This window comes from Burkholderia sp. WTPI3 (assembly GCF_021483755.1).
Taxonomy (GTDB): Bacteria; Pseudomonadota; Gammaproteobacteria; order Burkholderiales; family Burkholderiaceae; genus Burkholderia.
Genome location: NZ_JAGIXF010000015.1, coordinates 1 through 22,202, shown reverse-complemented (window position 1 = coordinate 22,202; position 22,202 = coordinate 1). Strand labels below are relative to the sequence as shown.

Genomic DNA, 22,202 nt, shown 5'->3' with positions numbered 1-22,202 from the left:
TTCCCGCCGATGTTGCGATCCAAAGCATCGTGGCTGTCGCTGAGTGCTTTCCTGTTCGACCTGATGGCGGTTGTAGCCGCCTGGTTGTTCGCCTATCTCGTCCGTTTCAACGGCAGTATCCCGCCTGACTTCCTGAGCGGCGGCTCGACCGCGCTCTTCTGGGTGCTGCCGGTCTATGCGCTGATGTTCCACGTGTTCGGCCTCTATCGCGGCCTGTGGGTGTTCGCGAGCCTGCCCGATCTGGTGCGGATCTCGAAGGCGGTGATCGGCGGCGGCGTGATCGTGATGATCGGCGCCGTGATGTTCCAGCCGTCACCGATCATTCCGCGCTCGGTGCTGCTCGTGTCGCCGCTGATGTTGTTTCTCGCGATGGGCGGCGCGCGTGCGCTGTATCGCGCGACCAAGGAGTTCTACCTGTACGGCGGACTCGTCGGGCAGGGCAAGCCGATACTGGTGCTCGGCGCCGGCACGGCCGGCGCGAGCCTCGCGCGCGAGCTGTCGCGTTCGGGCGAGTGGCGCCTCGTCGGCCTGCTCGACGACGACGTCACCAAGCAGGGCCGCGAAATCTACGGCTACAAGGTGCTCGGCTCGTTCAACGACCTGCAGCACTGGACCGACGCGATGAAGGTCGAGTACGCGATCATCGCGATTCCGTCGGCATCCGTCGAAACGCAGCGCCGCGTCGCGACGCTGTGCGTGCGCGCCGGGATCAAGGCGATGGTGCTGCCGTCGCTGACCGCGCTGATGCCGGGGCAGGGGTTCCTGTCGCAGGTGCGGAACATCGATCTCGAGGATCTGCTCGGCCGCGATGCGGTGACGATCGACACGCCGCACGTCGAGGCGCTGCTGCGCGGGCGCGTGGTGATGGTGACGGGGGCGGGCGGCTCGATCGGCTCCGAGCTGTGCCGGCAGATCCTCCGCTTCAAGCCGGCGCAACTGGTGGCGTTCGATCTCTCCGAATACGCGATGTACCGGCTCACGGAGGAACTGCGCGAGCGCTTCCCCGACCAGCCGGTGCTGCCGATCATCGGCGATGCGAAGGATTCGCTGCTGCTCGACCAGGTGATGTCGCGCCATGCGCCGCACATCGTGTTCCATGCGGCCGCCTACAAGCACGTGCCGCTGATGGAAGAGCACAACGCGTGGCAGGCGCTGCGCAACAACGTGCTCGGCACGTACCGCGTCGCGCGCGCGGCGATCCGCCACGACGTGCGCCATTTCGTGTTGATCTCGACCGACAAGGCCGTCAACCCGACCAACGTGATGGGCGCGAGCAAGCGGCTGGCCGAAATGGCTTGTCAGGCGTTGCAACAGACGAGCGGGCACACCCAGTTCGAGACGGTGCGTTTCGGCAACGTGCTCGGCAGCGCGGGCAGCGTGATTCCGAAGTTCCAGCAGCAGATCGCGAAGGGCGGCCCGGTGACGGTCACGCACCCCGAGATCACGCGCTTCTTCATGACGATTCCGGAGGCATCGCAGCTCGTGCTGCAGGCCTCGAGCATGGGCCGCGGCGGCGAGATCTTCATTCTCGACATGGGCGAGCCGGTCAAGATCGTCGATCTCGCGCGCGACCTGATCCGCCTGTACGGTTTCTCGGAAGGGCAGATCCGCATTGAGTTCACGGGGCTGCGCCCCGGCGAAAAACTCTACGAGGAACTGCTCGCGGACGACGAGGCGACAACACGCACGCCGCACCCGAAGCTGCGCATCGCCCGCGCGCGCGAAGTGCCGGACGGCCTGCTCGACGAACTGCTGCCGTGGCTGATGCAGAACCGCGTGCTGAGCGACGACGAGGTGCGGCGCGATCTGCGGCGCTGGGTGCCGGAATACCAGTCGACGGTTGCGCCGGCGCTGCAAAGCGTGCCGGACGTGCGGGCGGCATCGAACGGGTAAGTCGTTGCCGCCCGAAACAAAAAAGCGCCCCGCGGAGCGCTTTTTTCTGTCGAACAGTTGGCGCGGTTGGCGCTCAATGCCCCCGCTTTTCCTTCCTCACGACCATCCACCGCGGCACCCGGAACCGCACGATGCTGATGTACAGCCACACGTAGGTGAGCGCGAACAGCACGACGAACACGAACAGGTGCACCGTGTGCCGCCAGAACAGCGTCGCGGGAATCACCGCGATCAGGCACAGCAGCCACAGGTACGGCGACGTCAGCGAGTTGCGGCGCGTGAGATCGTGCGCGTGCTTCGTGCCGACGGCCCAGCGCATCAGCCGCTTGTACACCAGCATGTGCAGGTGCACGCCGTCCGGAATGCCGGGCGACATCCCGCGAATGAATTTCTTCCGGTAGATCGAGAAGCAGGTCTCGAAGATCGGGTACATGAACAGAAGCACCGGGTACCACGCGGACACTTCGCGGTTGCGCATCACGAGCATGATCGCGAGTTCGGCGAGCATGAAGCCGATGAAATACGCGCCGCCGTCGCCGAGAAAGATCAAGCCGGCCGGGAAATTCCACAGGAAGAACCCGAGCACCGCGCCCATCATGATGATCGACGCGGACATCACGACCGGGTCGCCGACCTCGAACGCGACGTACGCGAGCGACGCGAACATCATGAAACTGACCATCGACGCGAGCCCGTTGAAGCCGTCGATGATGTTGATCGCGTTCGCCAGCGCCGCGACCGCGAGCACGGTCACGAACGCCGAAATGGCCACGTAGCGGAGCAGGAAGTCGAGCGGCGGCACGCTGATGCGCGTGACCGCGATGTTCAGCAGCCAGAACGCGAGCGCGGCCGCGGCCATCGTGCAGAGCAGCCGCGCGCGCGGCGATACCTTCTTGGTGAGGTCCTCGACGAGGCCCGACAGGAACGCCGGCATCCCGCACGCGACGATGCCGAGGATGCTGCCGGCGATCGTCGGGTAGCGCTGCGTCAGCAGCAGCGCCGACGCGACGACCCCGGTGAGGATCCCGATGCCGCCGACGCGCGGCACTGGCCGCACGTGGAATTTCTGCACGCCGGCCAGATCGCTGTCGATCGAGAATTTCTCGTGCAAATGCGCATAACGCACGATGAACAACGTGACGAGCAGGGAGACGATAAAGCCGGACGCGAAGCTGAGCATGGGATCGCTCGAAAAATGGACAGCGGATTATACAAAACCGCGGGGGTTCCCCTCCTGCCATCTCCAGTGATCGGCACACATTTCCTCGATTCCGAGCCTTGCGCGCCAGCCGATGAGGTCGGCCGCGGCCTGCGGGTTCGCGTAGCACTCGGCGACGTCGCCCGGGCGGCGCGCGACGAGTTCGTACGGCACCGGGCGGCCCGATGCCTTCTCGAACGCGCGCACGACTTCCAGCACGCTGTAGCCCTGGCCCGTGCCGAGGTTCACGACGAAGCTCGCGTCGCGCTTCGCGAGCGCGTCGAGCGCGGCGATATGCCCCTTCGCGAGATCGACGACGTGAATATAGTCGCGCACGCCGGTGCCGTCCGGCGTCGGATAGTCGGAGCCGAACACGCGCAGCTTCTCGAGCTTGCCGACGGCGACCTGCGCGACGTACGGCATCAGGTTGTTCGGGATGCCGGCCGGGTCCTCGCCGATCAGCCCGCTCGCATGCGCGCCGACCGGGTTGAAGTAGCGCAGCGTCGCGATCCGCCACGACGGATCCGATACCTCGAGATCGCGCAGGATCTGTTCGGCGATCAGCTTCGACTGGCCGTACGGGTTGGTCGCGGAGAGCGGGAACGACTCGTCGATCGGCGAGCGCTCCGGCACGCCGTACACGGTCGCCGACGAGCTGAACACGAACTGCCGGACGTTGCGCTCGCGCATGACCTTGAGCACGGCGAGCAGGCCGCCGAGGTTGTTCTGGTAGTACTCGATCGGCTTCGCGACCGACTCGCCGACCGCCTTGAGCGCCGCGAAATGGATCGTGCCGGTGATCGGATGCGCGTCGAACACCTTCGCGAGCGCGGCTTCGTCGCACACGTCGACCTGGTGGAACGCGGGCGTTCTGCCCGTGATCTGCTCGATGCGCCGCACGGACTCGGCCTTGCTGTTGACGAGATTGTCGACGATCACGACGTCGTAGCCGTTGTCGAGCAGCTCGACGGCCGTGTGCGAGCCGATGTAGCCCGCACCGCCGGTGACGAGGATGGTGCCTTTAGCGGTCATTGCTGATGCGCTCCTTCAAAGTGTGATGCCCGTCAACGAATGGATGGTCTGGCGGTAACGTTCGACGACGTGCTGCTCGTCGAATTCTGCCGCGACTTTTTGTCGGCCGCGTGCACCCATGGCTTCGCGCCCGGCCGTGCCGAGCTCGACCATGCGAATCAATTGTTCCGCGAGGCTCGCGCTGTCGCGCGCGCGGCACAGGAAGCCCGTTTCGCCGTCGGCGACGACGTCGCGGCAGCCCGGCACGTCGGTCGCGACGATCGGGCGGCCCATCGCGGACGCCTCCATCAGCGTGCGCGGCACGCCCTCGCGGTACGACGGCAGCACGACGCAGTCGGCCGCCGCGATGTGCGGGCGCACGTCGTGCGCCTCGCCGAGATAGTCGACGACGCCTTCGCCGACCCATGCGTCGACATCCGCACGGCCGATCGCGCTCGGGTTGTCCACGCCCAGCGGCCCGAGCAACTGGAAGCGCGCGTTCGGATAGCGCTGGCGCACGACGCGCGCGGCTTCGACGTATTCGCGCACGCCCTTGTCCCACAGCAGCCGGCCGATCAGCACGAATACCGGCGCGTCGCCGGCCGGCAGCGGCACTGGCGCGAACTGTTCGAGATCGACGCCTTCGCCGTGCAGCAGGCGCGCGCGCTCGGGGTGGGCGAGCAGCTTCTCGTCGGTGAAGGTGGCGAGATCGTCGCGGTTCAGGAACCAGACTTCACGCGGGAAGCGGAACGCGAACCGGTACAGGCGCTTGGCGACGCTTGCCGCGCGGCTTTTCTGGATGAACACGTAGCCGAGGCCCGTGGTGACCGCGATCGACGGCACGCGCGCGAGCCATGCGGCGATCGACCCGTAGATGTTGGGCTTGATCGTGTAATGGAACACGAGATCGGGCGCGAGCGCACGGTAATGGCGCACCAGCGCGGCCAGCGTGCCGAGGTCCTCGCGCGGGCTCGTGCCTTTCGAGGCGACCGCGAGCGCGACGTAGCGGCAGCCCATCTGCTCGAGCAGCGGCACGGTGCGGTCGTGCGGTGCGATCACGATGACCTCGGCGCCGCGCGCGACGAGCATCCGGATCAGCCCTTGGCGGTAGGTGTAGATCGCCCAGGCCGTGTTGCACACGAGCGCGATGCGCAGCGGGGAGGTAGCGGACATGAAAAAAAAGAAAAAATAAAGCGTCGAAAATGCCGGCTATCGGCTAGGCGGACGGCCGCGCGGCGAACAGCGCCTGCTTGATCCGCTGCAGCGTCCGGTACGGCGTCACGAAATGCAGCAGGTTCTTGGCGAGGCCGGCCCAGTCGTACGGATTCAGCGCGTTGAAGTGGCGCAGCAGCAGCGACAGGGTCGACATCAGCTGGCGGCGGCGCTTGGTCGCGCTGATCCCGCCCTCGTTGAGCTCGTAGTAAAGGCCGAGCTCCGGCAGGTTCGCGCAATCGTAGCGTTGCATTAACCGTAAAAAAAGATCGAGATCCTCGGCCGCGCGGTACTTCGCGCGATAGTTGCCGACTTCGCGCACGGCATCGACGCGCAGCATGACCGACGGATGCACGAGCGGCGAGCGCAGGAAGCGCGTGCGGCGCAGCGCGCGTGGATCGGCGGGCGGCGTCAGCATGAAGCGCGGCTCGCCGGCGCGCGACACGACCTGGGTCCACATGCCGACGCAAGCCACGCGCGGGTGGGACTCGAGATACGCACGCTGCTTTGCGAGGCGCTGCGGCGCGGCGAGGTCGCCCGCGTCGATACGGGCCGCATAGCGGAAACCGCGCGCGGCGAGCGCGTCGATGCCGGCCTGGAGCGCGCGCTCGATGCCGCCGTTCTGCGGCATGCGCAGTACCTCGATCTCGAGGCCGGGCAGCGCCGGCGCGACGATCGGCGGCGTGCTGCCGTCGTCGACGATCAGCACGTGAACCGGCGCGTCCTCGCGAAACGACGCGAGGGTGCGGGCAACGTCGTCGTGCCCGTTGTAGGCCGGCATCAGCACGGCCACGTCGTCGAGCGGGAGCGGGCAATCGGGAGACGTCATGGGCGCAGCTTGAAACGAATGTAATAAAAATTGACGGCGGCAGCCGCGACATAGCCGGCCGCGAGCCCGACGAGCGCGCCGTACAGGCCGAGCCGGGGGATGGCGAACACGTTGACGAGCGCGGCGATCGCGAGCGCGAGCACCCATTTCGCCAGCAACACGAATTTTGCTTGATATTTGAGAACGATAAGATTGCCTATCGCCTCGATGCCGGCCGGCACGGACAGCCAGACGGCCCAGCGGAAGATGTCGACCGACGCCTCGTAGCCGTGGCCGAACACCTTGCCGACGATGAGCGGGGCGGCCGCATCCAGCACCAGCGCGCCGGCCGTCATCAGCGCGGCGGTCATCGCGATCAGCCGGACGATGTTGCGGCGCAGCCGCGCGACGTCCTGCACGCGGTACACGAACGCCGGCGCGATGGTCTGCGCGAGCATCAGCGCGAGCGTGATCCAGTTCTCGTTGAGCTGCTGGGCCGCCGCGTAGCGGCCGAGGTCGGCGAACGACACGTGACGCTCGAGCATCAGGCGGTCGAGCTTCAGGAACAGGTACATGCAGATCAGGCCGAGCCAGAACACGGTGCCGGCAGTCGCAAAGTGCCTGAACAGCGGTTTGTCGAACGTCCAGCCGAGCGTGCCCCCGTTACGATGGCGGTAGTAGAGCAGCAGCGCGAAGCCGATCGCGGCGGCCTCCAGCGCCCACAGCCACGCGAAGCGGGCAGGGCCGGCGGCCGCGCGGACTAGCAGCCACACGAGCAGCGCCTTCGCCAGCGCCGTGACCATGCTGGTCACGAGCTGCGGCTTGCTGTAGGTCATGCTCTGCAGCCACGCGTTGATCACGCCGACGAACGGCTCGCGAAACACCATCGTGACTGCGAGGCCGGCAAGCATCGCGCCGACGAGCGGATCGAACGCGCCCGCGCCGATCGCGATCCAGGTCGCGGCCAGCGCGACGGCGGACACGCCGATCCGCAGCGCGAACGCGCTGCCGAGCACCGCGCCGAGCTGGGCCGGCGGACGCTGGACGATGGTCGGAACCAGGATTTCGGCGCCGCACACCCAGGTGAGCGGCGCCAGTACGAGGAGAAGCGTATTCGCATACTGCCATTTGCCGAACACGTCCGGCCCGAAATAACGGGCCAGAAGACCGCTGATCGCGATCGCGACGCCGATCTGCGTGAGCCGTTCGAGCCCCAGCCAGACGAGATTCGCGACGGCCTTCGCGACGTCCGGGTTGCCGAATCGTTTCAGCATGCGGGACAGCCATATGCGCGCGAAGCGGCCGGGAAGGCGCCCGGGGGCGGCGGATTGGCGGCGGCGGAACGGCTAGGCATTAAAATGGGCGCAATGCGCGTCATCAAAACCCGCGATTATAAGTTGGATCGGGGCCGCTCCCGCCGTCCCGTTCCTCGTTGCGCGGAGCCCGCATGTATCATGCCGGGCACACGCAAGAGGCGGCCAGATTACTTTTCATGCATGCAACCGAGAGAGAATCGATGATCTCCCAATCCATCTTCAAGGCATATGACATTCGCGGTGTGGTCGGCAAGACGCTCGACGCCGACACGGCGCGCGGGATCGGCCGGGCCTTCGGCAGCGAAGTGCGTGCCCAGGGCGGCGACGCGGTCGTCGTCGCGCGCGACGGCCGCCTGTCGGGGCCCGAGCTCGTCGGCGCGCTCGCCGACGGCCTGCGTGCGGCGGGCGTCGACGTCGTCGACGTCGGCACGGTGCCCACGCCGTCGGCTATTTCGCGGCGAGCGTGCCGCTCGCGCTGAAGGGCGGCGAGCGCCGCGTCGATTCGTGCATCGTCGTCACGGGCAGCCACAACCCGCCGGACTACAACGGCTTCAAGATGGTGCTGCGCGGCGCGGCGATCTACGGCGAGCAGATCCAGGCGCTGTACCGGCGCATCGTCGACGAGCGCTTCGAGGCGGGCAGCGGCTCGTACGAAGCGTTCGGACGTTACGACCAGTACATCGAGCGCATCGTCGGCGACGAAGCTCGCGCGCCTGACGGTGCCGTCGTCGACGCCGGCAACGGCGTCGCGGGCCCGCTCGCCACGCGCCTGTTCAAGGCGCTGGGCTGCACGTGCGGCTGGTCGAGCGCTTTACCGACATCGATGGCACGTTCCGGAATCACCACCCTGATCCGCCCACCTGAAACCTGCAGGACGTGATCCAGGCGCTGAAGGACACCGACGCCGAGCTCGGCTTCGCGTTCGACGGCGACGGCGACCGGCTGGGCGTCGTCACGAAGGACGGCCAGATCATCTATCCGGATCGTCAACTGATGCTGTTCGCGGAGGAAGTGCTGTCGCGCAACCCGGGCGCGCAGATCATCTACGACGTGAAGTGCACGCGTCACCTCGCGCAATGGGTGAAGGCGAAGGGCGGCGAGCCGCTGATGTGGAAGACGGGCCACTCGCTGGTGAAGGCGAAGCTGCGCGAGACGGGTGCGCCGCTCGCGGGCGAGATGAGCGGCCACGTGTTCTTCAAGGATCGCTGGTACGGCTTCGACGACGGCCTCTACACGGGCGCGCGGCTGCTGGAGATTCTCACGAAGACGGCCGATCCGAGCGCGCTGCTCAACGGGCTGCCGGATGCGATGAGCACGCCCGAACTGCAGTTGTGGCTCGACGAAGGCGAGAACTTCCGCCTGATCGAGAAGCTGCAGAAGGAAGCGAAGTTCGACGGCGCCGACGAAGTCGTGACGATCGACGGGCTGCGTGTCGAGTATCCGGACGGCTTCGGCCTCGCGCGTTCGTCGAACACGACGCCGGTGGTGGTGATGCGATTCGAAGCGGAGACGCGCGAAGGGCTCGAGCGCATCCAGGCGGACTTCCGCCGGGTGCTGACGGCCGCGAAGCCGGACGTCGAGCTGCCGTTCTGAGTTCGCGCGGCCAGCGGGCCGCGACCGGCGCGACGCCCGGGCCGACGGCCGGGCGATTCGTCGCGCCATTTCCGAAAAAGCGGCGCACGCGTCCTGCGTGCGCCGCTTTTTGCCTGTGTGGTTCACCGGGCGCGATAAAATCGCGTCTTTATGCCTGTCGCCGGCTGTCCGCCGGCGTTTTTTCAGCGTGCAAAAGATCCTGATCGTGCGTGTGTCGTCGCTGGGCGACGTCGTGCACAACATGCCGGTGATCGCCGATATCCGGCGACGCCACCCCGACGCGCACATCGACTGGCTCGTCGAGGAGAGCTTCGTCGACCTCGTGCGGCTCGTCGACGGCGTGCGTGAAGTGCTGCCGTTCTCGCTGCGCCGCTGGCGCAAGAAGCCGTTGTCGGGCGCGACGTGGCGCGAGATCCGCGCGTTCCGCAAGCGCCTCGCGGCCGAGCAATACGACCTCGTGATCGATTGCCAGGGTCTCATCAAGACGGCCTGGGTCGCGAGCTGGGCGCATGGCCCGCTCGTCGGCCTCGGCAACCGCACCGACGGCGCGGGCTACGAGTGGCCCGTGCGCTTCTTCTATCGCAAGCGCGTGCCGATCGCGCCGCGCACGCACGTGGTCGAGCGTTCGCGCCAGCTCGTCGCGGCCGCGCTGGGCGATCCGGCGCCGACGCCGGCCGACCCGGTCGACTTCGGTCTCGACACGCGTGCGGCAGCGCTCGCGGTCGCGGCGCTCGGGCTGAACCTGCCGGTGCCGTACGTGGTGTTCGTGCACGCAACGTCGCGCGCCGACAAGCAATGGCCGGACGCCGCATGGATCGAGCTCGGCCAGGCGCTCGTGCGGCGCGGCGCGTCGCTCGTGCTCCCGTGGGGCAACGACGCGGAACGCGCGACCAGCGAGCGGCTCGCGAAGGAATTCGGCGCGGCGGCGATCGTGCCGCCGAAGCTGTCGCTGCCGGCCGTGGTCGGTCTGATCGACGGTGCCGCCGCGACGGTGGGGGTTGATACAGGTCTGGTTCATATCGCGGCCGCGCTGAAGCGTCCGACGGTCGAACTGTACAATTTCTCGACGGCCTGGCGTACCGGCGGCTACTGGTCGCCGAACGTCGTCAATCTCGGCACGGCGGGGCAGCCGCCGTCGATCGCGCAGGTGAAGGCGGCGCTCGCGGGCTTCGGTCTGCTGTAATGCCCGTCATGCCTGCCTTGTCTGTCACGCACGCGAATCGACCATGAGCGAATCCCAGATCATCGAAGTCCCGTCCGCCGACTGGAGCGGACACAACCTGTCAGCGCCGCGCGAGCGGTTGCTGGCCGCGGTCGAGGAAGGCAAGGTGCTGTATTTCCCGCACCTGCGCTTCGCGATCGAAGGTGGCGAGGAAGCGCTGCTCGATCCGGCGCTCGCCGATCCGAAACGCAAGAACATCAGCCTCGCGCCGAACGGCGGCGCGCTCGCCGGCGTGCTCGGCGACAGCGTCACGCAGTCGGCCGTGCGCGCGCTGGTCGCGCGCTTCCAGCATCAGGCGGGCACGCTCGTCGACGGCCTCTTTCCCGAATACCGCGGCAAGCTGCGCGTCGCGCCGACGAGCCTGCGGCTGATGCAGGTCGAGACGCGCCAGACGTCGTGGCGCAAGGACGACAGCCGGCTGCACGTCGACGCGTTCCCGTCGCGGCCGAACTACGGCGAGCGGATCCTGCGCGTGTTCACCAACGTGAACCCGGCCGGCCAGCCGCGCGTGTGGCGCGTCGGCGAGCCGTTCGAGGACGTCGCGAAGCGCTTCCTGCCGAAGATCCGGCCGCAGTTGCCGGGTTCCGCGTGGCTGCTCAACCTGCTGCACGTGACGAAGTCCCCGCGCAGCGCATACGACCACCTGATGCTGAACCTGCACGACGGGATGAAGGCCGATCTCGACTACCAGAAAACCTGCCCGCAGCAGACGATGCCGTTTCCGCCTGGCAGCGTGTGGATATGTTTCTCGGATCAGACTTCGCACGCTGTGATGTCCGGCCAGTTCATGCTCGAGCAAACCTTCTTCCTGCCGGTCGACGCGATGGTGCGCCGCGAATGCGCACCGCTCGGCATTCTCGAACGCCTGCAGGGCAGGGCGCTGGTTTGAGCGCGCACCGTATTCGCCGCTCCGGAGCCCGTGCATGCTGAGGGCGATCTATCGCGCGCTGTGGTGGCTCGTCGCGCCGGTCGCCGTCATCCGGCTCTTCGTGCGTTCACGCAAGGAGCGCGGCTATCGCGAGCATATCGGCGAGCGCTTCGGCCACGTCGCGGGCCGCTCGCCGGACGATCGCGCGCCGCTGGTGTGGGTACATGCGGTGTCGGTCGGCGAGACGCGCGCCGCCCAACCGCTGATCGATGCGCTGATGCGCGCGCGTCCCGACGCGCGCATCCTGCTCACGCACATGACGCCGAGCGGGCGCGCCACCGGCAAACAGATTTTCGGCGCTCGCGTGCTGCGTTGCTACCTGCCGTACGACATGCCCGGCGCGGTGCGGCGTTTCCTGCGCGCGTGGCGGCCGACGCTCGGCCTCGTGATGGAAACCGAGGTGTGGCCGACGCTGATCGACGAGTGCCGCCGCGCGGACGTGCCGCTCGTGCTGACCAATGCGCGGATGTCCGCGCGTTCGTTCCAGCGCGCGGCGAAGTTCGGCGTGGCGACGCGCGACGTGTTCGGCGGTTTCGCGCGCGTGCTCGCGCAGAGCCCGGCCGACGCGGAGCGGCTGTCGTCGCTTGGCGCGCGCAACGTGACGGTGCTCGGCAACCTGAAGTTCGACATGACGACGCCGCCGGAGCTGGCGGCGCGCGGCCATGCGTGGCGCGACGCGATCGGCGTGCGGCCCGTGTGGGTCGCGGCCAGCACGCGCGAGAACGAAGAAGCGCTGGTGCTGCAGGCGTTCGCCGCGATGCGTACGCCCGGCGCGTTGCTGATTCTGGTGCCGCGTCATCCGCAGCGTTTCGCCGAAGTCGAGGCGCTGGTCGAGCGCGGCGGGCTCAAGTGCGTGCGGCGCTCCGCGTGGGCCGCCGATGCGGCCGCGCTCGCCGCCGGGCGCCCGGCGGCCGAACCGCTGCCGGCCGACGTGACGGTGCTGCTCGGCGATTCGATGGGCGAGCTCGGCGCGTACTACGCGGCCGCCGACATCGCGTTCATCGGCGGCAGCCTGCTGCCGCTCGGCGGGCAGAACCTGATCGAAGCGTGCGCGGTTGGCGTGCCGGTGTTGATCGGGCCGCACATGTTCAACTTCACGCAGGCGAGCGCCGATGCGGTCGCGGCCGGCGCGGCGATGCAGGTCGCCGATCCGCTCGATCTCGCGCACGTGCTCGACGCGCTGTTCGCCGACCATGCGCGACGCGTCGCGATGGGCGCGGCCGGCGCGGCGTTCGCGTCGCGCCATCGCGGCGCGACCGCGCGTTCGGTCGACGTGCTCGCGGCGCTGTTGCCGCCGGCCGAGCGCGGCGCGCGCATGGCGGAGGATGCGCAGGACGCGTCCGGCGATTAGACGCAGGCGGCGCAATGCCGCCGGAGCAGGCGAGGCGGCCGCGTGTGCCGCCCTGCAGCCTTGCCGCTCAGACCGTCAGCAATCCCTTCTTTTCGATGAACGCGACGACGTCCGCGACGCCGTCGAGCGCCTTCAGGTTCGTCATCACGTAAGGGCGCTCGCCGCGCATCTTCTTCGTGTCGGACGCCATCACGTCGAGGTTCGCGCCGACGAGCGGCGCGAGGTCGGTCTTGTTGATCACGAGCAGGTCGGACTTCGTGATGCCGGGGCCGCCCTTGCGCGGAATCTTCTCGCCGCCCGCGACGTCGATCACGTAGATCGTCAGGTCGGACAGCTCGGGGCTGAAGGTCGCCGCGAGATTGTCGCCGCCCGATTCGATGAACACGATGTCGGCATCGGGAAAGCGCGACAGCATCCGGTCGACGGCCTCGAGATTGATCGACGCATCCTCGCGGATCGCCGTGTGCGGGCAGCCGCCCGTCTCGACGCCCATGATGCGCTCCTCGGGCAGCGCACCCGCGACGGTCAGCAGGCGCTGGTCTTCCTTCGTGTAGATGTCGTTCGTGATCGCGACGAGGTCGTACCGGTCGCGCATCGCCTTGCACAGCATTTCGAGCAGCGTGGTCTTGCCGGAGCCGACCGGGCCGCCGATGCCGACGCGCAGCGGCGGCAGTTTCTTGGTGCGGCGGGCGGAGGAGGGAGCGAATGCGTTCATGGCGGGTATCGGATTCAGGATCGGAACAAGCGCGAATACTGGGTTTCGTGCCGCGCGGACAGGATGCCGAGCTGCGGCGCAAAGGTGTTGATCGAGTCGGGCGGCGTGGCGAGCGCGCGGCGCACGGCCGCGTCGATCGCGCCGCGCAGCGCGACGATGATGCGCTGGCCCGCGAGCTGGCCGAGCGGCACGGCTTTCAGCGCGGCCGACGTCTGGTTTTCGACCCAGCCGAACGCGTACGCGGCGAGCGTTGCGTCGGCGCTGGCGTCGTGTGCGGCGGCTGCATAGGCGAATGCGGTCGGCAGCGCGATCGGCGACAGCGACGCGAGCGTCGCGCGGCGAGCGGCATCGCCCCATTCGAGCGACGCGCAGAGCTGCGCGAGCGACCAGCCCATCTGTTCGGTCTCGCGGCGCAGCTCGGCGGATTCGCGGCTCGCGACGAACCACGCGTTCTCGCGTACCAGCGTGTCGGCGTCGTGCGCGTGCCAGCGTGCGAGCTGGTGTGCGAGGAACGGCAGCTCCCCGTGCGCGAGCACGTCGGTCAACCCGCTCGCGATCCAGTCGCGCGCGGAGTCGGCATCGCGGATCAGGTTCGCGTCGAGCGCGGCCTCGAGTCCCTGCGAATAGCTGAACGCGCCGATCGGCAACGCGGGCGACGCGAGATGCAGCAGCGCGACGAGCTCAGTGGTGGTCATGGCCGTGGTGGCCGTGCGTGCAGCCCGGACCATGCTGATGATCGTGATCGTGATCGTGATCGTGCGAGTGGTCGTGGCCGTGGTGCTCGCCGAATACCTGCTGCGCGAGCGCATAGTCTTCGGCGAACGTCGCATCGTGCCCGTGCTTGTGACCGCCGCCGTATGCGCCGGCTTCCGGCTGGAACGGCGCGCGCGTCTCTTCGACCTGCGTGCCGAGCCGGCGCAGCATGTCCGCGAGCACCGGGTCGGCTTCGAGCTTCAGGTAACCGTCGCCGATCTCGACCGGCGTATGGCGGTTGCCGAGGTGATACGCGGCGCGCATCAGCGTGAGCGGATCGGCCGCGTGCACGCGCAGCACCGTTTCGGGAGCGGCGGCGATGCGCACGAGCCCGCCGTCGTCGGCGACCAGCACGTCGCCGTCGCGCAGCACCGTGCCGCGCGACAGCAGGACCGCGACGTCCTCGCCGGTGTCGAGCGTCGCCGCGAGGCGGCTCTTGCAGCGGGCGTCATAGGCGAGCGTGAGCGTCGGCGCGCGCGCGACGAGCGACGCGGCGAGCTTCACGTTCGGGGCAATGCGTTTGTCGAGGGTGCGCATGGAACGAAAACCGGAAATCAGAACAGGAAATAGCGCTGCGCCATCGGCAGCGCCGACGCCGGCTCGCAGGTGAGCAGTTGCCCGTCGGCGATCACGTCGTAGGTTTCGGGATCGACGCTGATCGACGGACGCCACGCGTTGTGGATCATGTCGGCCTTCGTCACGTTGCGGCAGTTGCGCACCGGCACGACGCGCTTCGCGAGTCCGTAACGTTCGGCGATGCCTGCGTCGGCGGCCATTTGCGACACGAAGGTCAGCGACGTGCGCGCGAGCGCACCGCCGCGCGTGGCGAACATCTCGCGATAGTGGACCGGCTGCGGCGTCGGGATCGACCCGTTCGGGTCGCCCATCTGCGCGACCGCGATCATCCCGCCTTTCAGGATCATCGACGGCTTGATCCCGAAGAACGCCGGCTCCCACAGCACGAGGTCGGCCCATTTGCCGGGTTCGATCGACCCGACTTCGTGCGCGATCCCGTGCGTGATCGCCGGGTTGATCGTGTACTTCGCGACGTAGCGCTTCGCGCGGAAGTTGTCGTTGCGCGCGCCGTCCTCGGGTAGCGCGCCGCGCTGCACCTTCATCTTGTGCGCGGTCTGCCACGTGCGGATGATCACCTCGCCGACGCGGCCCATTGCCTGCGAGTCGGACGACAGCATCGACAGCGCGCCGAGATCGTGCAGGATGTCCTCGGCCGCGATCGTCTCGCGGCGGATTCGCGATTCGGCGAACGCGAGATCCTCGGCGATCGACGGATCGAGATGGTGGCACACCATCAGCATGTCGAGGTGCTCCTCGAGCGTGTTGATCGTGTACGGACGCGTCGGGTTGGTCGACGACGGCAGCACGTTCGCCTCGCCGCACACCTTCAGGATGTCGGGCGCATGACCGCCGCCCGCGCCTTCGGTGTGGTACGTGTGGATCGTGCGGCCCTTGAACGCGGCGACCGTCGATTCGACGAAGCCGGCTTCGTTCAGCGTGTCGGTGTGGATCGCGACCTGCGTGTCGGTGTCGTCGGCGACCGACAGGCAGTTGTCGATCGCGGCGGGCGTCGTGCCCCAGTCCTCGTGCAGCTTCAGGCCGATCGCGCCGGCGGCGATCTGCTCGACGAGCGGCTGCGGCAGGCTCGCGTTGCCCTTGCCGAGAAAGCCGAGGTTGATCGGCCAGCCGTCGGCCGCCTGCAGCATCCGCTCCATGTGCCAAGGGCCCGGCGTGCAGGTCGTCGCATTGGTGCCGGTGGCCGGCCCCGTGCCGCCGCCGAGCATCGTCGTGACGCCGGACGCGAGCGCCTCGTCGATCTGCTGCGGGCTGATGAAGTGGATGTGCGTGTCGATGCCGCCCGCGGTGACGATCAGCCCTTCGCCGGCGATCACTTCCGTCGCTGCGCCGATCGCGATCGTCACGCCGGGCTGGATGTCGGGATTGCCGGCCTTGCCGATCGCGGCGATGCGGCCGTGCTTGATCGCGATGTCGGCCTTCACGATGCCCCAGTGATCGAGGATCACCGCGTTCGTGATGACCGTGTCGGGCACGTCGGCGGCCACGCGCTGCGACTGGCCCATCCCGTCGCGGATCACCTTCCCGCCGCCGAACTTCACTTCCTCGCCGTAGATCGTGTAGTCGCGTTCGATCTCGATCAGCAGTTCGGTATCGGCGAGCCGGACGCGGTCGCCCGTCGTCGGCCCGAACATTTCCGCGTACGCGCGGCGGCTCAAGCGTAGTGTCATGTTGCTGTTCCTGAAGAGCGGGGCGTGGCTTACAGCGGCCCCATCACCTTGCCCTGAAAACCGTAGACGATGCGCTCGCCGGCCAGCGCGACGAGCTCTACGGTGCGCGTCTGGCCCGGCTCGAAGCGCACGGCCGTGCCGGCCGCGATGTTGAGCCGGAAGCCTCGCGCGGCCGCACGGTCGAACGACAGCGCGTCGTTGACTTCGAAGAAGTGGTAGTGCGAGCCGACCTGCACTGGGCGGTCGCCGGTGTTCGCGACGACGAGCGAGCGCGTCGCGCGGCCCGCGTTCAGCTCGTGTTCGCCGTCGTCAGTGAGGATTTCGCCGGGGGTCATGCGGGGGCCTCGGTCACGGAATCGGATGGTGGACGGTGACGAGCTTCGTGCCGTCGGGGAAGGTTGCCTCGACCTGGATGTCGGGGATCATCTCCGGCACGCCGTCCATCACGTCGTCGCGCGTGAGCAGCGTCGTGCCGTAGTGCATCACCTCGGCGACGGTCTTGCCGTCGCGCGCGGCTTCCATCAGCGCGGCGGTGATGAACGCGACCGCTTCCGGATAGTTGAGCTTCAGTCCGCGCGCACGGCGGCGCTCGGCCAAAAGGGCTGCCGTGAAGATCAACAGCTTGTCCTTTTCTCGGGGAGTCAGTTTCATGAAGGCAGTCGTTCAGGAAAACGTAATTTTTATCGGTGCGCGGGGTTCCGGCGAATGCGCGGCTCATCGTAGCATCGCGCCGTTTTTCGTGCGTCGTGTATCCGTTATGTAAGCAGCAAGGTATGTGCCATGTCGTTGGCGCGCATGGCCATGCGCGTTCATGGTGCGCCATGCACGAAGCGCATGCGGCGCCGACGCCGTGCTGCGCCGAAGCGGTGCATGGCGGGTCCGGCGCGCTCAGGTTTGCCAGATTCGCAGCGGCCGTGCGTCGACGCCGTGCACGATCGGCCGCAGGTGCAGCCAGCAGTCGGTGAAGAGGCGCTGCAGCGCTTCCATCGATGTCGACAGCGCGCGCACCAGCACGACGCCGGGCGTCACGCAGGTCGCGCCTGCGCGCAGTGTGTCGTCGAACGGCATCCGCGCGGCGAGTGCTTCGGCAAGCGCGGCGTCGCACGCGGCGCCGGCCGCCCACAGCGTGCCGTAGGCGGGGAAGCCGGCGAGACCCTGCAGCGCGCCGCGCAGCGGATCGCGCGCGTCGAGCAGCGCGCGCTCGGTCCACAACGGCTGGCCGTCTGCGTCGACGAGTGCCGACGTGGACGCGATGCGGCCCGCCGACCACGTTTCGCCGGCCGCCTGCCGGCCGAGTTGCGTCGCGTCCCAGCCGATCGCGCTCGCACCCGCGCCGAGGGTGACCGTGAAGTCGAGTGCGGCATGCGCTGCGTCGAAGAACAGGTTGTTCTGCGGCAGCCAGTCGAGCTGTGCGTGCGCGCCCAACGTGATGCCGATGCGCTGGGTCGCGTCGAGGCCGTTCGACTTGTACCACTTGGTCGCGCCGGGCGTCGTCAGCACCGCATGCGTGCCGTCGCCGAGCGCGATGTCGATGTCGAGCCGGTCGCCGCCCGCGACGCCGCCCGGCGGATGGACGATCACCGCGTGGCAGATCGCATCGCCTTCCGGATACAGCGGCCGCTGCACGCGCAGCGGGCCGTCGTGCAGCCGATGCACGAGCGTCGTGCGCGCGCCGTGCCGTTCGAAACCGAGTTCGAGGCGGCCGCGCCACGATTTGGCGACGGCGGGACGGGACAGCGAAGCGTGGGAGTCGAGGGCGGACATCGATGGAAAGCAGGGGCGGGCGCGGTGAACGATGATGCTACCGCAACAATATACGCTGCGGCGCGCGCGTAGCGGCATGACCCAACGCCGCTCGCGGGCCGTATCGTTTCGCCGGCGTGCGCCCGACATGTGTGGTGCGGCGATGTCCCGGCGCGATACCCGGAAGCGACACGGCCCACGCGCCGTCTTCTACACCGTCTACACCGCGATCAACTCGCGCACGCCGTTCGTCTCCATGTCCCGCGCATCGCCGCCCGCGACGATCTCGCCGCGGCTCATCACCCAGTAGCGATCCGCGATCGAGCGCGCGAAGTCGTAATACTGCTCGACGAGCAGCACGGTCATCTTCGATTCGTCGACGAGCTGGCGCAGCGTGCGGCCGATGTCCTGGATGATCGACGGCTGGATGCCTTCGGTCGGCTCGTCGAGGATCAGCAGTTGCGGCTCGCTCATCAGCGCGCGGCCGATCGCGAGCTGCTGCTGCTGGCCGCCCGACAAGTCGCCACCGCGCCGTGCGCGCATGTCCTTCAGCACCGGGAACAGGTCGTAGATGCGGTCGGGCACCTTCGACGGCGCGCGGCGGCTTGCCGCGCCGACGAGCAGGTTCTCCTCGACGGTGAGCCGCGGAAAGATGTCGCGGCCCTGCGGCACGTATGCGAGCCCGGCCGCGACGCGCGCATACGGCGGCAGCGTGCCGAGCGCCGTGCCGCGCCACGTCACGCTGCCGCTTTTCGCGGCGACGACGCCCATCAGGCAGCGCAGCAGCGTGCTCTTGCCGACGCCGTTGCGGCCGAGCAGCACGGTGAGCTTGCCGTCGTCGGCGCCCAGCGTCACGTTGCGCAGGATATGGCTGCCGCCGTAGTACTGGTTCAGTGCATCGATTTTCAGCATCGCATCATCGTCCGAGATAAGACTCGATCACCGCGTCGTCGCGCTTGACCTGGTCGAGCGTGCCTTGCGCGAGCACCGCGCCTTCGGCCATCACTGTCACGTGGCCCGTGTCGCCCGCGAGCGCCGCGACGAAGTCCATGTCGTGCTCGACGACCATCATCGAGCAGGTGCCGCGCAGCCTGTTGAGCAGCGCGGCGAGTTCCATCGTCTCGTGATCGGTCATCCCGGCCGCCGGTTCGTCGAGCAGCAGGAGAGCCGGGCGCTGCATCAGCAGCATGCCGATCTCGAGCCGCTGCTTCTGTCCGTGCGACAGCTCGCCGGCCGCACGATACGCGTCGCTTTCGAGGCCGATCAGCGCGAGCGTCTCCTCGATCTTCGCTTGCGCATCGCGGTCGAGCCGCGCGCGCAGCGACGCGAGCCAGCCCTTGTCGGTCTGCATCGCCAGCTCGAGGTTTTCCCACACCGGATGCTGTTCGAACACGGTCGGCTTCTGGAACTTGCGGCCGATCCCCGCACGCGCGATTTCCGGCTCGTTCATCCGCGCGAGGTCGATGGTCTGGCCGAGAAACACCTTGCCCGCGTCGGGACGCGTCTTGCCGGTGATCACGTCCATCATCGTCGTCTTGCCCGCGCCGTTCGGGCCGATCACGCAGCGCAGCTCGCCCGCGTCGATCTCGAGCGACAGCTTGTTCAGCGCGCGAAAGCCGTCGAAGCTCACTTCGATGTCCTCGAGGTAGAGGATCGTGCCGTGCGACGTGTCGATGCCGGGCGGCACCACGCGGCCCATCGATGCGGTGCCGCTGACGGCCAGCAACTCGTCCTCGGGCGGTGGCGTGAACTGGTAGAGCGCCGTGCCGTTCATCCGCGTTTCCCCTTTGCGAGCAGCGTGTCGACGAGGCCCATGATGCCGCGCGGCAGCAGGAGCGGCACGAGCACGAAGATCAGGCCGAGAAAGAACAACCAGTATTCGGCGAAGTACGCGGTGAAGAAGCTCTTCGCGCCGTTCACCGCGAACGCGCCGACGATCGGCCCGATCAGCGTGCCGCGCCCGCCGACCGCGACCCATATCGCCATTTCGATCGAGTTGCCGGGCGACATCTCGCCGGGATTGATGATGCCGACCTGCGGCACGTACAGCGCGCCCGCGATCCCGCACAGCACGGCCGACAGCGTCCACACGAACAGCTTGTATGCGAGCGGGCTGTAGCCGAGGAACATCAGCCGCGTCTCGCCGTCGCGCACGGCGGTGACCACGCGCCCGAGCTTGCTGGTGACGATCGCGCGCGCGACGAGGAACGCGAGCACGAGCGTTGTGAAGGTCAGCAGCAACAGCACCGTGCGCGTGCCGGGCGACGTGATCGGAAACCCGGCGATGCGCTTGAAGTCGGTGAAGCCGTTGTTGCCGCCGAAGCCCGTCTCGTTGCGAAAGAACAGCAGCATCGCGGCGAACGTCAGCGCCTGCGTAATGATCGACAGGTACACGCCCTTCACGCGCGAGCGGAACGTGAAGAAGCCGAACACCCAGGCGAGCACGGCCGGCACGAGCACGACGAGCAGCAGCGCCCACGCGAGATGCTGCGTGCCGCTCCAGTACCACGGCAGCCGATGCCAGTCGAGGAACACCATGAAGTCGGGCAGGTCGCTGCCGTACTTGCCGTCGCGGCCGATCTCGCGCATCAGGTACATGCCGATCGCATAGCCGCCGAGGGCAAAGAACAGCCCGTGGCCGAGGCTCAGGATGCCGCAGTAGCCCCACACGAGATCGAGCGCGAGCGCGGCGATCGCGTAGCACATCAGCTTGCCGGCGAGCGTCATCGCATACGCGGACAGATGGAACGCGCTCGACTCGGGCGCGACCAGCGCGGCGAGCGGCACGCCGATGCCGATCGCGACGCACAGCGCGACGAGCGCGAGCCACGCGCGGCGCGACAGCAGCGCGGGGCGGGGCGGCAGGCCGAGCGCGAAGCGTTTCTCCGCACGCGCGGCGGCCGCGGCTGGCTGCGGCGCGTCGGCAACCGGGGGCGACAACGAATCGGTGATTGAAGTTGAAGTCATGTCAGGCCTCCGCGCTGCGTCCCTTCGGGGCGAACATGCCCTGCGGACGTTTCTGGATGAACAGCACGATCATCACGAGTACCGCGATCTTCGCGAGCACCGCACCCCAGAACGGCTCGATCGCCTTGCTGACGAGGCCGAGCCCGAAGCCGCCGAGCACGGTGCCGGCGATCTGACCGACGCCGCCGAGCACGACCGCCATGAACGAATCGATGATGTAGTTCTGCCCGAGGTCGGGCCCCACGTTGCCGATCTGCGACAGCGCGCAGCCGCCGAGGCCCGCGATGCCCGCACCGAACGCGAACGCATACGCGTCGACGCGGGCCGTCTTCACGCCGACGCACGCGGCCATCCGACGGTTCTGCGTGACCGCGCGCACGAACAGGCCGAGCCGCGTCTTCGTCAGCACGGCCCACGCGACGAATACGACCGCGAGTGCGAACGCGAGGATCGCGAGCCGGTTGTACGGCAAGATCAGGTTCTGCATCACGGTGACGCCGCCGCTCATCCACGACGGGTTCACGACCTGCACGTTCTGCGCGCCGAACAGCATGCGGGTCGCCTGGATCAGGATCAGGCTCACGCCGAAGGTCGCGAGCAGCGTCTCGAGCGGGCGGCCGTACAGGTGCCGCAGCACGAGCCGTTCGAGCACGATGCCGACCAGTGCGGCCGCCGCGAACGACACGGGCACCGCGACGAGCGGATACCAGTCGAACGCGGCCGGCGCATAACGCTGGATCAGCGTCTGCACGACATAGGTTGCGTACGCACCGATCATCAGGAACTCGCCGTGCGCCATGTTGATCACGCCGATCAGCCCGTACGTGATCGCGAGGCCGAGCGCCGCGAGCAGCAGCACGCTGCCGAGCGACAAACCGGCGAACACGGTGCCCACGATCTCGCCGCGGCGCTGCAGCGCGTGCAATGCATCGAGCCCTTGCTGCGCGGCGTCGCGCACCTGCGCGTCAGGCTCCGCGTAGCTGCCGTCGGCGTTCTTCGCGACGAGCGGGCGCAACTGCTCGATCATGTCGAGATCGTGGCGCGCGGCCACCACCTGCACGGCTTCGAGGCGCTTTGCCGGATCGGCGTCGTGCAGCGCTGCGATCGCCCACAGTGCGTCGAGACGGCGCTTCAGCGCGGGATCGGTTTCCTTCGCGCGTGCGCGGTCGATCATCGGCTTGAGCGCCGGGTCGGGTGACTTCAGCAGCGCGTCGATCGCGTCGCGACGCGC

Annotated in this window: 20 protein-coding genes and 1 pseudogene; 5 read left to right on the top strand and 16 right to left on the bottom strand. The window is 68.1% G+C overall.

Translation table 11 applies throughout. The features are described 5' to 3' along the window. Positions 1 to 9 precede the first annotated feature (9 nt). On the top strand, positions 10 to 1,893 hold the full coding sequence (locus J7024_RS10555) for a polysaccharide biosynthesis protein (RefSeq protein WP_175796555.1): 1,884 nt from the start codon (positions 10 to 12) through the stop codon (positions 1,891 to 1,893). A 73-nt stretch (positions 1,894 to 1,966) separates the two neighbouring features. Here J7024_RS10555 and J7024_RS10550 read toward each other — a convergent pair whose 3' ends face one another. The 5 genes from J7024_RS10550 to J7024_RS10530 are packed head-to-tail and all read right to left on the bottom strand — an operon-like array spanning position 1,967 to position 7,396. Next, positions 1,967 to 3,073: an MraY family glycosyltransferase gene (locus tag J7024_RS10550; RefSeq protein ID WP_124828063.1), complete on the bottom strand. Its 1,107-nt coding sequence runs from the start codon at positions 3,071 to 3,073 to the stop codon at positions 1,967 to 1,969. A 27-nt stretch (positions 3,074 to 3,100) separates the two neighbouring features. Next, positions 3,101 to 4,123, bottom strand: a complete 1,023-nt coding sequence (galE, locus tag J7024_RS10545; protein ID WP_124828062.1) for a UDP-glucose 4-epimerase GalE — start codon at positions 4,121 to 4,123, stop codon at positions 3,101 to 3,103. A 15-nt stretch (positions 4,124 to 4,138) separates the two neighbouring features. Beyond that, positions 4,139 to 5,275 carry a glycosyltransferase family 4 protein gene (locus tag J7024_RS10540; protein WP_175751262.1) on the bottom strand — a complete coding sequence of 379 codons (1,137 nt, stop codon included), beginning with the start codon at positions 5,273 to 5,275 and terminating at the stop codon, positions 4,139 to 4,141. 43 nt (positions 5,276 to 5,318) lie between these two features. Next, positions 5,319 to 6,143 carry a glycosyltransferase gene (locus J7024_RS10535; RefSeq protein WP_124828060.1) on the bottom strand — a complete coding sequence of 275 codons (825 nt, stop codon included), beginning with the start codon at positions 6,141 to 6,143 and terminating at the stop codon, positions 5,319 to 5,321. Then, on the bottom strand, positions 6,140 to 7,396 hold the full coding sequence (locus J7024_RS10530; protein ID WP_124828059.1) for a lipopolysaccharide biosynthesis protein: 1,257 nt from the start codon (positions 7,394 to 7,396) through the stop codon (positions 6,140 to 6,142). The genes J7024_RS10535 and J7024_RS10530 overlap by 4 nt, the downstream gene beginning before the upstream one ends. A 242-nt stretch (positions 7,397 to 7,638) precedes the next feature. Here J7024_RS10530 and J7024_RS10525 point away from each other — a divergent pair. From J7024_RS10525 to waaA, 4 genes and pseudogenes are all read left to right on the top strand, one after another. Further along, a pseudogene (locus tag J7024_RS10525) lies at positions 7,639 to 9,031 on the top strand (phosphomannomutase/phosphoglucomutase). A gap of 187 nt (positions 9,032 to 9,218) precedes the next feature. Continuing rightward, a complete protein-coding gene (gene waaC / locus J7024_RS10520; RefSeq protein WP_124828057.1) occupies positions 9,219 to 10,214 on the top strand; it encodes a lipopolysaccharide heptosyltransferase I in 996 nt (331 codons plus the stop codon). 43 nt (positions 10,215 to 10,257) lie between these two features. Next, entirely contained in the window at positions 10,258 to 11,142 is an 885-nt protein-coding gene (locus J7024_RS10515) for a Kdo hydroxylase family protein (RefSeq protein ID WP_124828056.1), read from the top strand. Between the two features lie 34 nt (positions 11,143 to 11,176). Beyond that, a complete protein-coding gene (gene waaA, locus J7024_RS10510) occupies positions 11,177 to 12,532 on the top strand; it encodes a lipid IV(A) 3-deoxy-D-manno-octulosonic acid transferase (protein ID WP_234745021.1) in 1,356 nt (451 codons plus the stop codon). Between the two features lie 67 nt (positions 12,533 to 12,599). Here waaA and ureG read toward each other — a convergent pair whose 3' ends face one another. From ureG to urtB, 11 genes are all read right to left on the bottom strand, one after another. Next, positions 12,600 to 13,247 carry an urease accessory protein UreG gene (gene ureG, locus J7024_RS10505; protein ID WP_124828054.1) on the bottom strand — a complete coding sequence of 216 codons (648 nt, stop codon included), beginning with the start codon at positions 13,245 to 13,247 and terminating at the stop codon, positions 12,600 to 12,602. A 14-nt stretch (positions 13,248 to 13,261) separates the two neighbouring features. Then, positions 13,262 to 13,942 carry an urease accessory protein UreF gene (locus J7024_RS10500; protein WP_124828053.1) on the bottom strand — a complete coding sequence of 227 codons (681 nt, stop codon included), beginning with the start codon at positions 13,940 to 13,942 and terminating at the stop codon, positions 13,262 to 13,264. Beyond that, positions 13,929 to 14,537 carry an urease accessory protein UreE gene (gene ureE / locus J7024_RS10495; protein WP_234745020.1) on the bottom strand — a complete coding sequence of 203 codons (609 nt, stop codon included), beginning with the start codon at positions 14,535 to 14,537 and terminating at the stop codon, positions 13,929 to 13,931. The genes J7024_RS10500 and ureE overlap by 14 nt, the downstream gene beginning before the upstream one ends. Positions 14,538 to 14,554: 17 nt before the next feature. Next, positions 14,555 to 16,261 carry an urease subunit alpha gene (ureC, locus tag J7024_RS10490; RefSeq protein ID WP_234745019.1) on the bottom strand — a complete coding sequence of 569 codons (1,707 nt, stop codon included), beginning with the start codon at positions 16,259 to 16,261 and terminating at the stop codon, positions 14,555 to 14,557. A 29-nt stretch (positions 16,262 to 16,290) separates the two neighbouring features. After that, a complete protein-coding gene (locus J7024_RS10485) occupies positions 16,291 to 16,596 on the bottom strand; it encodes an urease subunit beta (protein WP_124828050.1) in 306 nt (101 codons plus the stop codon). Between the two features lie 13 nt (positions 16,597 to 16,609). After that, positions 16,610 to 16,912: an urease subunit gamma gene (gene ureA / locus J7024_RS10480; protein ID WP_006406310.1), complete on the bottom strand. Its 303-nt coding sequence runs from the start codon at positions 16,910 to 16,912 to the stop codon at positions 16,610 to 16,612. Positions 16,913 to 17,149: 237 nt separating this feature from the next. Then, a complete protein-coding gene (locus tag J7024_RS10475; RefSeq protein WP_175751259.1) occupies positions 17,150 to 18,025 on the bottom strand; it encodes an urease accessory protein UreD in 876 nt (291 codons plus the stop codon). 198 nt (positions 18,026 to 18,223) lie between these two features. Further along, positions 18,224 to 18,916: an urea ABC transporter ATP-binding subunit UrtE gene (gene urtE / locus J7024_RS10470; protein ID WP_124828048.1), complete on the bottom strand. Its 693-nt coding sequence runs from the start codon at positions 18,914 to 18,916 to the stop codon at positions 18,224 to 18,226. A 4-nt stretch (positions 18,917 to 18,920) separates the two neighbouring features. Further along, entirely contained in the window at positions 18,921 to 19,778 is an 858-nt protein-coding gene (gene urtD, locus J7024_RS10465; protein WP_124828047.1) for an urea ABC transporter ATP-binding protein UrtD, read from the bottom strand. After that, positions 19,775 to 20,971 (bottom strand): urea ABC transporter permease subunit UrtC, encoded by a 1,197-nt coding sequence (gene urtC, locus J7024_RS10460; protein ID WP_175751257.1) that lies wholly within the window; start codon positions 20,969 to 20,971, stop codon positions 19,775 to 19,777. The genes urtD and urtC overlap by 4 nt, the downstream gene beginning before the upstream one ends. A gap of 1 nt (position 20,972) precedes the next feature. Further along, positions 20,973 to 22,202 (bottom strand): urea ABC transporter permease subunit UrtB (gene urtB / locus J7024_RS10455; RefSeq protein WP_234745018.1); only part of this gene is annotated, 1,230 nt, incomplete at its 5' end.